This window comes from Mycobacterium sp. (genome assembly GCF_019247635.1).
GTDB lineage: Bacteria > Actinomycetota > Actinomycetes > Mycobacteriales > Mycobacteriaceae > Mycobacterium.
On record NZ_JAFBAR010000004.1, the window covers coordinates 24,561 to 39,939 of the forward strand.

The window sequence follows — 15,379 nt, forward strand, 5'->3', positions numbered from 1 at the left end:
ACAGCCGCGTGTCAGGCGCCGGAGACGGCCGACTGAGCCGCCGAACGGTGCCATAATTGATACCGCCAGTGACATCAAACTTCAACGCAAGAGAGGCGCTCCGAGGGCGCGTAATCTGAAGCTGCATCGGAGTCCCTAGCCAGGTCATACATGGAAGGCGGAGACGTGGATCCGAATGGCAACGGAGCCGGGTCAGAGTCTCATAGCTCCGCGCCTGCTCGACGCCAGCGTCTGGAAAATGTGGTCATCCGTTTCGCCGGGGACTCCGGCGACGGCATGCAGCTGACCGGAGACCGATTCACTTCGGAGGCAGCGCTTTTCGGTAACGACCTGGCCACTCAGCCGAACTATCCGGCCGAGATCCGCGCGCCTGCGGGCACCTTGCCCGGGGTCTCTTCCTTCCAGATTCAAATCGCCGACTACGACATTCTGACCGCAGGCGATCGCCCCGACGTCCTCGTCGCGATGAACCCCGCGGCCCTCAAGTCCAATCTCGGTGATCTGCCGCGCGGCGGAATGGTGATCGCCAACTCCGACGAGTTCACCAAACGCAACCTGACGAAAGTGGGTTACGTAACCAACCCGCTGGAGAGCGACGAACTCGAGGAATACGTCGTGCACGCCGTGCCGATGACCACGCTGACGCTCGGGGCGGTCGAGGCGATAAGTGCGTCGAAAAAGGACGGGCAGCGCGCCAAGAACATGTTCGCGCTCGGCTTGTTGTCGTGGATGTACGGGCGGCCGATCCGGACTAGCGAAACCTTCATCAGGGAGAAGTTCGTCCGCAAGCCCGACGTCGCCGAAGCCAACGTGCTGGCCCTCAAGGCGGGGTGGAATTACGGCGAAACCACCGAGGCCTTCGGGACAACCTACGAGGTATCGCGGGCGACGTTGCCGGCCGGCGAGTATCGCCAGATCTCGGGCAACACCGCGCTCGCCTACGGCATCGTTGCGGCCGGTCAGTTGGCCGACATTCCGGTCGTGCTCGGCAGTTATCCGATCACGCCGGCCTCAGACATCCTGCACGAGCTGTCCAAGCACAAGAACTTCAACGTCACAACCTTCCAAGCCGAAGACGAGATCGGCGGCATCTGCGCCGCGCTGGGCGCCTCCTACGGCGGCGCGCTGGGCGTGACCAGCACGTCCGGGCCGGGCATTTCGCTGAAGTCGGAGGCGCTGGGCCTCGGGGTGATGACCGAGCTGCCGTTGCTGGTGATCGACGTGCAGCGGGGCGGCCCATCGACCGGCCTGCCCACCAAGACCGAGCAGGCCGACCTGCTGCAGGCACTGTACGGCCGCAACGGGGAATCACCGGTGGCGGTGCTGGCGCCGCGGTCTCCCTCCGATTGCTTCGAAACCGCCCTCGAGGCGGTGCGCATTGCGGTGTCGTATCACACCCCGGTGATCGTGCTCTCCGACGGCTCCATTGCTAACGGCTCGGAGCCGTGGCGTATCCCGGACGTCAGTACGCTGCCGCCGATCAAGCACACCTTCGCGAAATCGGACGAGCCATTCCAGCCCTATGCCCGCGACCCCGAGACGCTGGCGCGCCAGTTCGCCGTTCCGGGGACACCCGGGCTGGAGCACCGCATCGGTGGGCTGGAGGCGGCCAACGGCTCCGGCGACATCTCCTACGAGCCCGTCAACCACGACCTCATGGTTCGGTTGCGCCAGGCCAAGATTGACGGAATTCGTGTGCCCGATCTCGAGGTCGACGACCCGACCGGAGACGCCGAGCTGCTGTTGATCGGCTGGGGCAGTTCCTACGGTCCGATCGGGGAGGCATGCCGGCGTGCGCGGCGCAAGGGCGTCAAGGTCGCGCACGCCCATCTCCGGTATCTCAGTCCGTTCCCGGCCAACCTGGGCGATGTACTACGCCGTTACCCGCAGGTGGTGTGCCCGGAGATGAACCTCGGGCAGCTGGCACTTTTGCTGCGCGGCAAATACCTAGTCGACGTGCAGTCGGTCAGCAAGGTGCAGGGGCTCGCCTTCCTGGCCGACGAGGTGGGTCGCGTGATCCGCGCCGCGTTGGGTGGAACACTGGCCGAGATTGAGCAGGACAAGACGATGGTCGCCAGAATGGCGGCCGCCACGGTTGCAGCGGGAGTTGACGTATGACCCGTCCGGTGAGGATGCAGTGGGGGCACCGCCCGCATGCGGAGCGAAGCGATGAGGAGGGGCGGCGCTCGTGACTAACCTGATCAGCGAACTGGCGGGCAAGGATTTGGGCGTGACACCGGCGTTGTCAAAGAACACCGGCGTGCCCACAGTGTCTCCTGGGGACCAGCCGCAGAAGGGCAAGGACTTCACCAGTGACCAGGAAGTGCGCTGGTGCCCGGGTTGCGGTGACTACGTCATCCTGAACACCATCCGCAACTTTCTGCCCGAGCTCGGCCTGCGTCGCGAAAACATCGTGTTCATCAGCGGCATCGGTTGCTCAAGCCGGTTCCCCTACTACCTGGAGACCTACGGGTTTCATTCGATCCACGGCCGAGCGCCGGCGATCGCGACCGGCCTTGCGCTGGCCCGCGAGGACCTGTCGGTCTGGGTGGTCACCGGCGACGGCGACGCGTTGTCGATCGGCGGCAACCACCTGATCCACGCGCTGCGACGCAACGTCAACATCACGATCCTGCTGTTCAACAACCGGATCTACGGGCTGACCAAGGGACAGTATTCGCCGACGTCTGAGGTCGGCAAGATCACCAAATCAACCCCGATGGGGTCGCTGGATCACCCGTTCAACCCGGTGTCGCTGGCGCTGGGCGCCGAGGCGAGTTTCGTCGGCCGGGCACTGGACTCGGATCGCGCCGGGCTGACGGAGGTGCTACAGGCCGCCGCCCAGCATCGCGGCGCCGCGGTAGTCGAGATTCTGCAGGACTGCCCGATCTTCAATGACGGTTCGTTCGACGCGCTGCGCAAAGAAGGCGCCGAGGAACGGGTCATCAAGGTTCGGCACGGTGAGCCAATTGTGTTCGGCGCCAACGGCGAATACTGCGTGGTGAGGTCCGGCTTCGGGATGGACGTGGCCAAGACCGCCGACGTCTCTGTCGACGAGATCATCGTGCACGACGCGCACGCCGACGACGCCGCCTACGCCTTCGCGCTGTCCCGGTTGTCCGATCAGAACCTCGACCACACCGTGCTGGGCATATTCCGCCACGTCAGTCGGCCCACGTACGACGACGCGGCGCGTTCGCAGGTCGCCGCCGCCCAGAGTGCGTCCCCGTCGGACAGCACCGCGCTGCAGTCGTTGTTGCGCGGGCGCGACACCTGGACCGTCGATTGACGTGGCCGAGCTGACGCCCGACGCGGGATCGCTCGCGGGGATTGTCGTCGCGGGTGGCGAATCCCGACGCATGGGTCGCGACAAAGCCACCCTGCCTTTTACGGCCCCCAACGGGGGTCGCACCACGATGGTCGAGCACGTGGTCGACGTAATCCGAGAGCGCTGCGAGCCGGTTTTCGTGATGGCCGCGCCCGGACAACCGATGCCCACGCAGCACGCCCGCATCGTGCGCGACGAGATGCGGGGCCTGGGTCCGCTGCCCGCGACCGGACGTGGATTGCGTGCGGCCGCGGCGGCCGGGGCGCGGCTGGCATTCGTCTGCGCGGTCGACATGCCTTATCTGACAGTCGATTTGATCGACGATCTCGCCCGCCTGGCCGTCGAGACCGGCGCCGAAGTGGTATTGCCGTGGGACGGTCGCACGCACTACCTGGCCGCGGTGTACCGGACCGATCTGGCCGACCGGGTCGATGCTCTGGTCACCGCCGGTAAGCGCAAAATGAGCGACTTGATCGACGCCTCTGATTCGCAGCAGATCGTGGTGTCGGATTCCCGCCTGCTGACCAATCTCAATTCAGCCGCGGACCTTCTGGCGCACTGATATTTGTCGCGTGTTCTATTTCGTTGAGTGAGCAACTTGCGGCGCAGCTGCGCCGAGAATGCCATTTATTGCCAGGCCCCAGCTTAATTAGTTTGTTATTGGCGTCATTGTTCTCCCAACACGCCCGGCGTCCAGTTGTTAGCATTCCCGCCGCGCCGCCGTATTACGTTGGGGCAGAGTCGATTTAGGCAAATCCGGCTCACCTTAAAGCCGCTCCGGGAAATGAGCCTTTTTGCCACGCCATGACGGCGAAGTAGCGGTGGCGGCGGGCGGCTGTCCCGATTTTCGTGACGCGGCCCGGCCGGCCTGCGCGGACGCCTGTCGAGCCACGAATAGTCCGGAAATAGGTTGCAGCACAGTGCATTTACCTGTGTGGGCGGGGTCCGTGTGACAGCGGGTGCGGGGTAACGCCTCCGGCGGCAAAGTCAGTGAATGAGCTTGCGCCACAGTCTATTACGAGCGCGCGCTACCAACACGGATGTGCTGGCAAACTCCGGGTGGGCGGCCGGGTCGTTCGGCCTTCTTTGGCCGCCGGATTGCCGGCGTCCGCTGCCCGCCCGGGCGCTCCAATTGGTGTCGGGGGTCACAATATTGGCGTGATTCGGGTCACGAGAGCGCGCCCGTAGCGAATGCCCTATCCGGTCTAAAACGCACCATTGACCTGCAATAACAATTGCGCGATCGCGGTAGGGTCTGGCCGTTATAGGTCCGAGATATGTGTTCCTTCGAGATGACTTATCCAAGCCGTTACCGTACGTTCCTCTTAGCCCGAGGATGGGCCGCAGGAATATAACCGAAATAATTGAATACACGGACCCGCGTGTGAGCGGAGCTGGGAATTGCAACAGCCGCCCCCTGTCGTCGGCTAGCAGCCCGCCGGACTGACCCCGGATAGATCGAGCGCTCCGCTGTCGTGCCTGAACGAGACGGCACGCCCCAATTCAGCAATTCCGCACGGAATACGCATCCCAGCCCGCGACTCGTGGGCTGGGGTTGGCGCGCGCCCCGCGAAAGGAAAACCCTTGAAGAACGTCCGTAAGACACTCGTCGTCGCCGCGCTCACAGGGACGCTCGTGAGCTTGCCCTCGGCGGGTATCGCCAATGCGGATACCCCCCTGGACCCCAATGCGGCCCCCGCTGCCGGCGTGATGGACCCGAATGTTCCGCCTGCCCCCGACGCCGCGGCACCCCCCGGGGACCCGGCCCCGAACCTCCTCGCCCCCCCGGCCTCCGACGTCGTGCCGCCGCCGCCCGCGCCCGCGCCTGCGCCCGTGGGTTTCGATCCCAACGTGCCGCCGCCACCGGCCGACATTGCGCCGGCTGACCCGCCGGCTGACGTTCCGCCGCCGCCACCGCCGGCACCGCTTGGCTTCGACCCGAACGTGCCGCCGCCGCCTGGGCCGGATGAGCCTCCCGCGCCGCCGGCTCCCAAGGCGTACAGCGTCAACTGGGACGCGATCGCGCAATGCGAGTCGGGTGGCAACTGGGGGATCAGCACCGGCAACGGCTTCTCTGGTGGTCTGCAGTTCACCTCCGGGACCTGGCACGCGAACGGTGGCGCGGGCTCGCCGGCCGGTGCCAGCCGCGAGGAGCAGATCCGGGTGGCCGAGAACGTCCTGCATTCTCAGGGCATCGGCGCCTGGCCGGTCTGCGGTCGTCGCGGCTGATCCAGTGCGCACACGAATGCCGGGCCTTCGGGCCCGGCATTCTGTCGTTTGAGCCACGAGTACCGTCGGGTCGGTGACCCGAGGTTCGGACTCCGCGCGTGAATTCGACATCGTCTTGTATGGGGCCACCGGCTTTGTCGGGAAGTTGACCGCCCAATACCTGGCCGGGGCCGGGGGCGACGCGCGGATAGCGCTGGCCGGCAGGTCGACCGACCGGCTGTTGGCCGTCCGCAACACCTTGGCGGAATCCGCCCAGTCCTGGCCGGTGCTGGCCGCGGACGCGAGTTCGCCGTCGACGCTCGAGGACATGGCGGCGCGCACCCGGGTCGTCGTGACCACGGTCGGACCCTATCTGCGCTACGGGCTGCCGCTGGTGGCCGCCTGCGCGGCCGCCGGCACCGATTACGCCGACCTGACCGGCGAACCGCCGTTCATCCGCGAAAGCATCGACCTGTACCACAAGCAGGCCGCCGACACCGGCGCCCGCATCGTGCACGCCTGTGGATTCGATTCGATCCCCTCGGATCTGACGGTGTATGCGCTCTACCAGGCGGCGCAGCGGGACGGCGCGGGCGAGCTCGTCGACACCGACTTCGTGGTGCGCTCCTTCGTCGGCGGGGCATCCGGCGGCACCATCGCCTCGATGCTGGAGCTTCTGCGCGCGGTCTCCAGCGACCCGGACTTACGCCGCCAGTTCGCCGACCCCTACACGCTGAGCACCGACCGCGGCGCCGAACCCGACCTCGGTCGGCAGCCCGATATGCGCTGGCGGCGCGGTTCCCGGCTGGCGCCGGAACTGAGCGGTCTGTGGACGGGCGCATTTGTCATGGCGGCGGCCAACACCCGGATCGTGCGCCGCAGCAATGCATTGCTGGACTGGGCCTACGGCAGGCGGTTCCGCTACAGCGAACACATGAGCCTGGGGTCCTCGCCGGTGGCCCCGGTGGCCTCGGCCCTCTTTAGTGGCGCCGCAGTAGCGATGACCGCCGTGGGCAGCCGCTACTTTCGGCTGTTGCCGCGCGGGGTGATGGAGCGGATTGCCCCCAAATCCGGCACCGGTCCGAGCGAAAAAACCCGGGAGCGCGGCTACTACCGCACCGAGACCTACACCACCACGACGACCGGGGCCCGCTATGTGGCGCGGATGGAGCAGCGCGGCGACCCGGGCTACAAGGCGACTTCGGTGCTTCTGGGAGAGTCCGGGCTGGCGTTGGCGCTCGACCGCGATCGGCTCTCCGACCTTCGAGGCGTCCTCACACCCGCCGCCGCGATGGGCGACGCGTTGCTGGCGCGGTTCCCGGCGGCCGGGGTGTCGCTGGAGACCGAACGGTTGAGTTAACGCGGTCTGCGTGTCGCCGGTATCAGCCGGTGCGCCGCCCCCCGCCGATGCCAGTGGCATCTGGCAATCCCGACCTGATCTACCCGGGCCAGCTGCTCAGGATTCCCTGGCCGCGGTCTCTGAGCTGCGCAGCTAGTGAACTTCGGGCGCTTACCCGCCCGTAAGGTGCGGTTTCTAGAATTGACCGGTGACCGCAAGTCATAACTCTGCCGCCGACCTGCCTAAGTCGTGGGACCCGTCCGCGATGGAGGGCGTGCTTTACCAGCGGTGGCTGGATGCGGGCTACTTCACCGCAGACCCGGCCAGCGCCAAACCGGCCTATTCGATCGTGCTGCCGCCGCCGAACGTGACCGGCAGCCTGCACATGGGCCACGCGCTGGAACACACGATGATGGACGCCCTGACCCGTCGCAAGCGGATGCAGGGCTACGAGGTGCTCTGGCAGCCGGGCATGGACCACGCCGGTATTGCCACGCAGAGCGTGGTGGAAAAGCAACTCGCGGTCGACGGCAAGACCAAGGAGGACTTCGGCCGCGAGCTGTTTGTCGACAAGGTGTGGGACTGGAAGCGCGAGTCCGGCGGCGCCATCGGCGGCCAGATGCGCCGGCTCGGCGACGGGGTGGACTGGAGCCGTGACCGGTTCACCATGGACGAGGGTCTCTCCCGGGCGGTGCGCACGATCTTCAAGAGGCTCTACGACGCCGGGCTCATCTATCAGGCCGAGCGGCTGGTCAACTGGTCGCCCGTGCTCGAGACCGCGATCTCGGACCTCGAGGTCAACTACCAGGACGTCGAAGGCGAGCTGGTGTCATTCCGGTATGGCTCGCTGGACGATTCGCAGCCCCACATTGTGGTCGCCACCACCCGGGTCGAGACGATGCTGGGAGATACCGCGATCGCGGTGCACCCCGACGACAAGCGCTACCGTCACCTGGTCGGCACCAGCCTGCAGCACCCGTTCGTGGACCGGTCCATGATCGTCGTCGCCGACGAGCACGTGGACCCCGAATTCGGCACCGGCGCAGTCAAAGTCACGCCCGCTCACGACCCCAACGACTTCGAGATCGGCGTGCGACACCAACTGCCGATGCCGTCGATCCTGGACACCAAAGGCCGGATCGTGGACACCGGAACACAATTCGACGGCATGGACCGCTTCGAGGCGCGCGTCGCGGTGCGCGAGGCCCTGGCGGCCCAGGGCCGGGTGGTCGAAGAGAAACGCCCGTATCTGCACAGCGTCGGGCACTCGGAGCGCAGCGGCGAGCCGATCGAGCCGCGGCTGTCGCTGCAGTGGTGGGTTCGGGTGGAGTCGCTGGCCAAGGCCGCCGGTGACGCGGTGCGTAACGGGGACACCGTGATTCATCCTGCCAGCCTGGAACCGCGATGGTTCGCCTGGGTGGACGACATGCATGATTGGTGCATTTCACGGCAGCTGTGGTGGGGGCACCGGATCCCGATCTGGTACGGGCCCAACGGCGAGCAGGTGTGCGTCGGCCCCGACGACACACCTCCGGAGGGCTGGGAGCAGGACCCCGACGTGCTGGACACCTGGTTCTCCTCGGCGCTGTGGCCGTTCTCCACGCTGGGTTGGCCGGAGAAAACCGCGGAATTGGAAAAGTTCTACCCGACAAGCGTTTTGGTGACCGGCTACGACATTTTGTTCTTTTGGGTGGCGCGGATGATGATGTTCGGCACCTTCGTCGGCGGAGACGACACCATCACTCAGGGCGGCCGCCGGGGCCCGCAGGTGCCGTTCACCGATGTGTTTCTGCACGGGCTGATCCGCGACGAGTTCGGCCGAAAGATGGGCAAGTCCAAGGGCAACGTCATTGACCCGCTGGAGTGGCTGGAGATGTTCGGGGCCGACGCGCTGCGCTTCACCCTGGCCCGCGGCGCCAGTCCGGGCGGCGATCTGTCGGTCGGTGAGGACCATGTCCGGGCGTCGCGCAACTTTGGCACCAAGCTGTTCAACGCCACCCGGTACGCACTGATAAACGGCGCCACTACGCAATCCGCGGCGCCGCTGCCCGCGCTTGACGCGCTGACCGACGCCGATCGGTGGATCTTGGGGCGGCTGGAAGAGGTTCGCGCCGAGGTTGATTCGGCGCTCGACAGCTACGACTTCAGCCGGGCCTGCGAAGCTCTGTATCACTTCGCTTGGGACGAATTCTGCGACTGGTATGTCGAGTTGGCCAAGACGCAGCTGGCCGACGGGGTTGTGCACACCACCGCCGTGCTCGCCGCGGTATTGGACACGCTGCTGCGGCTGCTGCATCCGGTGATTCCGTTCATCACCGAGGCGCTCTGGCAGGCGCTGACCGGCTCGGAGGCAGACCCGGCTTCGATCGTCATCGCAGAGTGGCCGAAGCCGTCCGGGATATGCCTGGACCCGGTTGCCGCACAACGGATCAGCGACATGCAGAAACTGGTGACCGAGGTGCGCCGGTTCCGCAGCGACCAGGGTTTGGCCGACCGGCAGAAGGTGTCGGCCCGGTTGGCCGGCATCGCCGACGCGGATCTGGACACTCAGGTGGCCGCCGTGGCGTCGCTGGCGTGGCTCACCGAGCCCGGCGATCGCTTCAGTGCGTCGGCCTCGGTCGAGGTCCGCTTGAGCGCGGGAACCGTCGTCGTCGAACTAGACACCTCGGGCACCATCGACGTGGCCGCCGAGCGTCGCCGCCTCGAAAAGGATCTCGCCGCAGCGCAAAAGGAGCTGGCATCGACGGCCGCCAAATTGGGGAACGCGGACTTCCTGGCCAAGGCGCCGCAACAGGTCGTCGGCAAGATCCGCGACCGCCAGCGGCTGGCACAGGAGGAAAACGACCGGATCACGGCCAGACTGGCTGCGCTGCAGTGACATTCGAGAGTTTCGAGCTGCCCGGTCCCGCCGACCTCGCTCCCACACCGGACGAGATCGCGTCCTTGTTGCAGGTCGAGCACCTGCTGGACCAGCGCTGGCCGGAGACCCGTATCGAGCCCAGCCTGACCCGGATCAGCGCGCTGATGGATCTGCTCGGCTCGCCGCAGCTCGGCTACCCCTCGATTCACGTCGCCGGCACCAACGGCAAGACCTCGGTGACCCGGATCGTCGACGCCCTGGTCACCGCGCTGCAGCAGCGCACCGGCCGAACCACCAGCCCCCACCTGCAATCGGCGGTGGAACGCATCGCGATCGACGGCAAGCCCATCAGCCCAGCGCAATACGTCGCCACCTATCGGGAGATCGAGCCGTTCGTGCACATGGTCGACCAGCAGTCACAGGTGGTCGGCGGTCCGGCGATGAGCAAGTTCGAAGTCGTCACCGCAATGGCGTTTGCCGCCTTCGCGGACGCACCCGTCGACGTCGCGGTGGTCGAGGTGGGCATGGGCGGGCGTTGGGACGCCACCAACGTGATCGCGGCCCCGGTGGCCGTCATCGCCCCCATCAGCGTGGACCACGTCGACTATCTCGGTGACGACCTCGCCGGGATCGCCGGGGAGAAGGCGGGCATCATCGCGCGGGCTCCCGAGGGTGCCCCGGACACCGTCGCAGTCATCGGGCGTCAGGTACCGGAGGTGATGGAGGTGCTACTGGCCCAGTCGGTGCGCGCAGACGCCGCGGTGGCCCGGGAGGATTCCGAGTTCGCCGTGCTGGGCCGCCAGGTCGCGGTCGGCGGCCAGGTGTTGGCGCTGCAGGGCCTGGGCGGGGTCTACCCGGAGCTGTTCCTGCCGCTACACGGTGAGCACCAGGCCCACAACGCGGTGCTGGCGCTCGCCGCGGTCGAGGCCTTCTTCGGCGCCGGTGCGCAGCGTCAGCTCGACATCGAAGCGGTGCGGGCCGGTTTTGCCGCCGTCACCAGTCCCGGTCGACTGGAGCGGATGCGCAGCGCGCCAACGGTTTTCATCGATGCGGCGCACAACCCGGCCGGCGCTGCCGCGCTGGCGCAGACGCTGGCAGAAGAGTTCGATTTCCGCTTTCTGGTCGGGGTGCTCAGCGTGCTCGCTGACAAAGACGTCGACGGGATCCTCGCCGCGCTGGAGCCGGCGTTCGACTCCGTCGTGGTGACCCACAACGGGTCACCACGGGCGTTGGACGTCGAGGTTCTGGAGCTGGCCGCGCGGGAGAGGTTCGGACCCGATCGGGTGACGACGGCCGAAAACCTGCGCGACGCCATCGACGTCGCGACCGCACTCGTCGACGACGCGGCGTCGGGGGGTGAGGCGTTCTCGGGCACCGGGATCGTCGTGACCGGTTCGGTCGTCACCGCGGGGGCCGCGCGGACCCTGTTTGGCCGTGATCCGCAATGACGGGACAGATTCCGGCCGGCCCGGCCCAACCGCCTGACCCAGCCGACCCGGCCGACCCGGCCGACCCGGCCGACCCGGCCGACCCCGCCGACCCCTGGAAGAGCTTCGGTGCGGTGATGGCCGCGACGCTGTTCCTGGAGGCGGTCGTGGTGCTGCTGGCCATACCCGTGGTGGGCTCGGTCGGTGGCGGCCTGACCGGGCTGTCGCTGGGTTATCTGATTGGGCTGGCCGTGCTGCTGATATTGCTCGCCGGGCTGCAGCGCCGGCCATGGGCGATCTGGATAAACCTGGGCGCGCAGGTCGTGCTGCTGGCGGGCTTCGTGGTGTACCCCGGTGTCGGGGTGATCGGGCTGCTGTTCACCGGGTTGTGGCTGCTGATCGCGTACCTCCGCGCCGAGGTGCGCCGTCGACAGCAAAGCGGCGGGGCGAGCGGACAGGAACGGGCTGACTGAGACCGTCGGATACGCTGTGCGCCGTGACCGAACGGACCCTCGTTTTGATCAAGCCGGACGGCGTCGAAAGGCGCCTGATCGGTGAGATCATCAGCCGCATCGAGGCAAAGGGCCTCACCATCTCGGCACTGCAGCTCAGGAACGTTAGCGATGAGCTGGCCAGCCGGCATTACGCTGAGCACGACGGCAAACCGTTCTTCGGGTCGTTGCTGGAATTCATCACCTCCGGACCGGTGGTCGCTGCGATCGTGGAAGGCCCGCGCGCCATTGCCGCGTTTCGGCAGCTCGCCGGTGGCACCGACCCGGTGGAAAAGGCGACGCCGGGCACGATCCGGGGGGATTACGGGCTGGAAACGCAGTTCAACCTGGTGCACGGGTCCGATTCGAGCGAGTCGGCCCGGCGCGAGATCGCGCTTTGGTTTCCCGATGCGTAGCCGCTGAGGGAGTACGCAGCTCAGGGAGATTGACCCGGATTTTGCACGCGCAGCGATGTGGGATACTGGTCGTCGGGTGAACGGCGCCAGACCGGCTTCGCACATCCGAATGAAGACTTAGGCAAGTGCGACCATCGATATCTGCGGATGCGGCGCCGCATGTCGAGCCGACATTCAGCACGGCGCCGAGTGGGTTCTATCTGGGCCGCTCGGCGCGAGACCATCACAAGTCCGGGAGAAGTGACCCGGACACATAGCGAAGCCCTTGCGTGGCCGCGTCGACTGACGCGCCCGGGGGCTTGAGGAGAATACGTGGTAGACGGTGACCCGACTTCAGAAACTTCAAATGAGCCGACGCAGCCAGGGGAGTTGCCGGACCGCCTGAGGGTCCACACGCTGGCTCGAGCGCTGGGAACCACCAGCAAACGGGTGCTCGACGCGCTCGTCAGCATCGACGGACGGATGCGCAACGTCCAGTCCAGCGTGGACTACGAGGATGCGATCCGGGTCCGCGAGCTGGTCTGGCGTGCTGAGACTCCCAAGCCCGAGGAGCTGCCGGACCGCCTCAGGGTGCACACGCTGGCTCGAGCGCTGGGAACTACCAGTAAGCGGGTGCTCGAAGCGCTCGTCAGCATCGACGGGCGGGTGCGCAACGTGCAGTCCGGGGTGGACGCCGAGGATGCGATCCGGGTCCGCGATCTGCTCTGGAAAGCCGGGGACGCGCAGACCCAGCAAGCCGCGGCCGAGGCCGGCGAACCGGTCCGGCCGCCCTACATGCCACTGTTTGTGGCCCCGCAGCCCGTGGAGACCAAGGGCGGCGGCGCCGCCGAGGCCGCCGCCTCCGAGGCGAAAGCCGACGCCGACGCCACCGATGAAGAGGACCAGGCCGACCGCCCGGCCAACAAGCGGCGGCGCCGGGGCCGCCGGGGTCGCGGCCGGGGTCGCGGCGAGCAGGGCGGATCCGACAGCCAGGGTGAGGACGGCGAATCCGCCGACGCCGAGGACGCTGACGGCCAGGATTCCGAAGACTCCGACGACACCGACAACGGCGACGACGAAAACGGCTCGTCGGAGGCGGCCAACCGGCGACGCCGCCGGCGTCGGCGCCGCAAATCGGGGTCGGGTGACGACAACGAGGACGGGCCCGCGCCCGACGATCCGCCGAATACCGTCGTGCACGAGCGCGCGCCACGCGCGGGCGGCAAGTCCGGCGGCGCCGACAACGGTGGCTCCAGCGGCGCGGCCAATACCGAGATCAAGGGCATCGACGGCTCGACCCGGCTGGAGGCCAAACGGCAACGCCGCCGCGACGGGCGGGATGCCGGACGGCGCCGCCCACCGGTGCTCACCGAGGCCGAGTTCCTGGCCCGCCGCGAGGCCGTCGAGCGGGTCATGGTGGTGCGCGACCGGGTCCGCGCCGAGCCGCCGCACCCGGGCGCGCGGTACACCCAGATCGCGGTGCTCGAGGACGGCATCGTCGTCGAGCACTTCGTGACGTCGGCGGCGTCGGCGTCCCTGGTGGGCAACATCTACCTGGGCATCGTGCAGAACGTGCTGCCGTCGATGGAGGCCGCCTTCGTCGACATCGGCCGTGGTCGCAACGGCGTGCTGTACGCCGGCGAGGTCAACTGGGAGGCCGCGGGTCTGGGTGGCGCCGACCGCAAGATCGAGCAGGCCCTCAAGCCCGGCGACTACGTCGTGGTGCAGGTCAGCAAGGACCCGGTGGGCCACAAGGGTGCGCGGCTGACCACTCAGGTCTCGCTGGCCGGCCGCTACCTGGTCTACGTACCGGGGGCGTCGTCGACCGGGATCAGCCGCAAGCTGCCCGACACCGAGCGCCAGCGGCTCAAGGAGATCCTGCGCGAGGTGGTGCCGTCGGACGCCGGGGTGATCATCCGCACCGCGTCGGAGGGCGTCAAAGAGGAGGACATCCGCGCCGATGTCAACCGGCTGCAGGAGCGGTGGGGCCAGATCGACGCCAAAGCCACCGAGACCAAGCAGAAGGCCGCCGGTGCCGCGGTCGCCCTCTACGAGGAACCCGACGTGTTGGTCAAGGTCATTCGTGACCTGTTCAACGAAGACTTCGCCGGCCTCGTCGTGTCCGGTGAGGAAGCGTGGAGCACGATCAACGAGTACGTGAATTCCGTTGCCCCCGACCTAGTTTCGAAGGTGACCAAATACGAGCCCGCCACCGGGGCCGACGGGCAGACCGGGCCGGATGTGTTCGCGGTGCATCGCATCGACGAGCAGCTGGCCAAGGCGATGGACCGCAAGGTGTGGTTGCCGTCCGGCGGTACGTTGGTCATCGACCGCACCGAGGCGATGACCGTGATCGACGTCAACACGGGCAAGTTCACCGGGTCCGGCGGCAACCTCGAGCAGACCGTGACCAAGAACAATCTCGAAGCGGCCGAGGAGATCGTGCGCCAGCTGCGACTGCGTGACGTCGGCGGCATCGTGGTGATCGACTTCATCGACATGGTGCTGGAGTCCAACCGCGATCTGGTACTGCGACGACTGACCGAGGCGTTGGCCCGCGACCGCACCCGCCACCAGGTTTCCGAGGTGACCTCGCTGGGCCTGGTCCAGCTGACCCGCAAGCGGCTGGGTACCGGGCTGATCGAGGCGTTCTCGACCTCGTGTCCCAACTGCGGCGGCCGCGGCATCCTGCTGCACGCTGACCCCGTCGATTCGGCCCCGGCCAATGGGCGTAAGTCCGAGTCCGGCGGACGGCGGGGCAGGCGATCGAAGAAGAACCGCTCCGAAGAGCAGCCCGTGGCCAAAGTGCCCGCGCACGCCCCCGGCGAGCATCCGATGTTCAAGGCGATGGCGGCGTCGACCGGCGGCGGCCGGGACGACGACGGGTCCGGCGAGTCGGGTGAGGAAGTCACCGCAGAGGTTGACGAGAAGGCCCAGCAGGTTGCTGCCGATCTCGAAGAAACCGAAGACTTTGAGGACACCGAGGACACCGAGGACACGGACGACGGCGACGACACGGACGACGAGTCGGACGAGACGGACGAGGACGACGAGCTCGACGACGATGACGACGAACTCGACGACGCGGACGAGCTCGACGACAGTGACGACGATCTCGACGAGGACGACGACGAGGATCTCGACGACGACAGTGACGATGACGGCGACGACGAGGAAGATTCCGACGATGCGCCGGTCGGTTTGGCGTCGCAACCGCGCCGGCGGCGGGCCGCGGGTAGGCCGGCCGGTCCACCCATTCACGTCGACTGAGGCGGGCAGGCGGTATTCGACCGCGCGACACGTCAACGGTCTGCATCCGGCTTGCCGGGCG

10 protein-coding genes are annotated in these 15,379 nt (G+C 67.3%); all 10 read left to right on the forward strand.

Annotation, left to right across the window (positions count from 1 at the left end):
• Nucleotides 1–165: 165 nt before the first annotated feature.
• Entirely contained in the window at nt 166–2,118 is a 1,953-nt protein-coding gene (locus JO236_RS00300) for a 2-oxoacid:acceptor oxidoreductase subunit alpha (RefSeq protein ID WP_293323340.1), read from the forward strand.
• Nucleotides 2,119–2,188: 70 nt separating this feature from the next.
• Nucleotides 2,189–3,289, forward strand: a complete 1,101-nt coding sequence (locus JO236_RS00305; RefSeq protein ID WP_293323134.1) for a 2-oxoacid:ferredoxin oxidoreductase subunit beta — start codon at nt 2,189–2,191, stop codon at nt 3,287–3,289.
• Nucleotide 3,290: 1 nt separating this feature from the next.
• Nucleotides 3,291–3,890 (forward strand): molybdenum cofactor guanylyltransferase, encoded by a 600-nt coding sequence (gene mobA / locus JO236_RS00310; protein WP_293323136.1) that lies wholly within the window; start codon nt 3,291–3,293, stop codon nt 3,888–3,890.
• Nucleotides 3,891–4,912: 1,022 nt separating this feature from the next.
• Complete coding sequence (locus tag JO236_RS00315) at nt 4,913–5,557, forward strand: transglycosylase family protein (RefSeq protein WP_293323138.1); 645 nt, start codon at nt 4,913–4,915, stop codon at nt 5,555–5,557.
• A 73-nt stretch (nt 5,558–5,630) separates the two neighbouring features.
• A complete protein-coding gene (locus tag JO236_RS00320; protein WP_293323140.1) occupies nt 5,631–6,896 on the forward strand; it encodes a saccharopine dehydrogenase family protein in 1,266 nt (421 codons plus the stop codon).
• Between the two features lie 187 nt (nt 6,897–7,083).
• The gene (locus tag JO236_RS00325; RefSeq protein ID WP_293323142.1) at nt 7,084–9,753 is read left to right on the forward strand and encodes a valine--tRNA ligase; all 2,670 of its coding nucleotides are present in this window, start codon (nt 7,084–7,086) and stop codon (nt 9,751–9,753) included.
• The gene (gene folC, locus JO236_RS00330; RefSeq protein WP_293323144.1) at nt 9,750–11,183 is read left to right on the forward strand and encodes a bifunctional tetrahydrofolate synthase/dihydrofolate synthase; all 1,434 of its coding nucleotides are present in this window, start codon (nt 9,750–9,752) and stop codon (nt 11,181–11,183) included. Before JO236_RS00325 ends, folC begins: the two co-directional genes overlap by 4 nt.
• A 116-nt stretch (nt 11,184–11,299) precedes the next feature.
• Nucleotides 11,300–11,635: a DUF4233 domain-containing protein gene (locus JO236_RS00335; protein ID WP_293323343.1), complete on the forward strand. Its 336-nt coding sequence runs from the start codon at nt 11,300–11,302 to the stop codon at nt 11,633–11,635.
• Nucleotides 11,636–11,658: 23 nt separating this feature from the next.
• Entirely contained in the window at nt 11,659–12,069 is a 411-nt protein-coding gene (gene ndk, locus JO236_RS00340; RefSeq protein ID WP_293323146.1) for a nucleoside-diphosphate kinase, read from the forward strand.
• Between the two features lie 312 nt (nt 12,070–12,381).
• Nucleotides 12,382–15,318 carry an Rne/Rng family ribonuclease gene (locus JO236_RS00345; RefSeq protein WP_293323148.1) on the forward strand — a complete coding sequence of 979 codons (2,937 nt, stop codon included), beginning with the start codon at nt 12,382–12,384 and terminating at the stop codon, nt 15,316–15,318.
• Nucleotides 15,319–15,379: the final 61 nt, after the last annotated feature.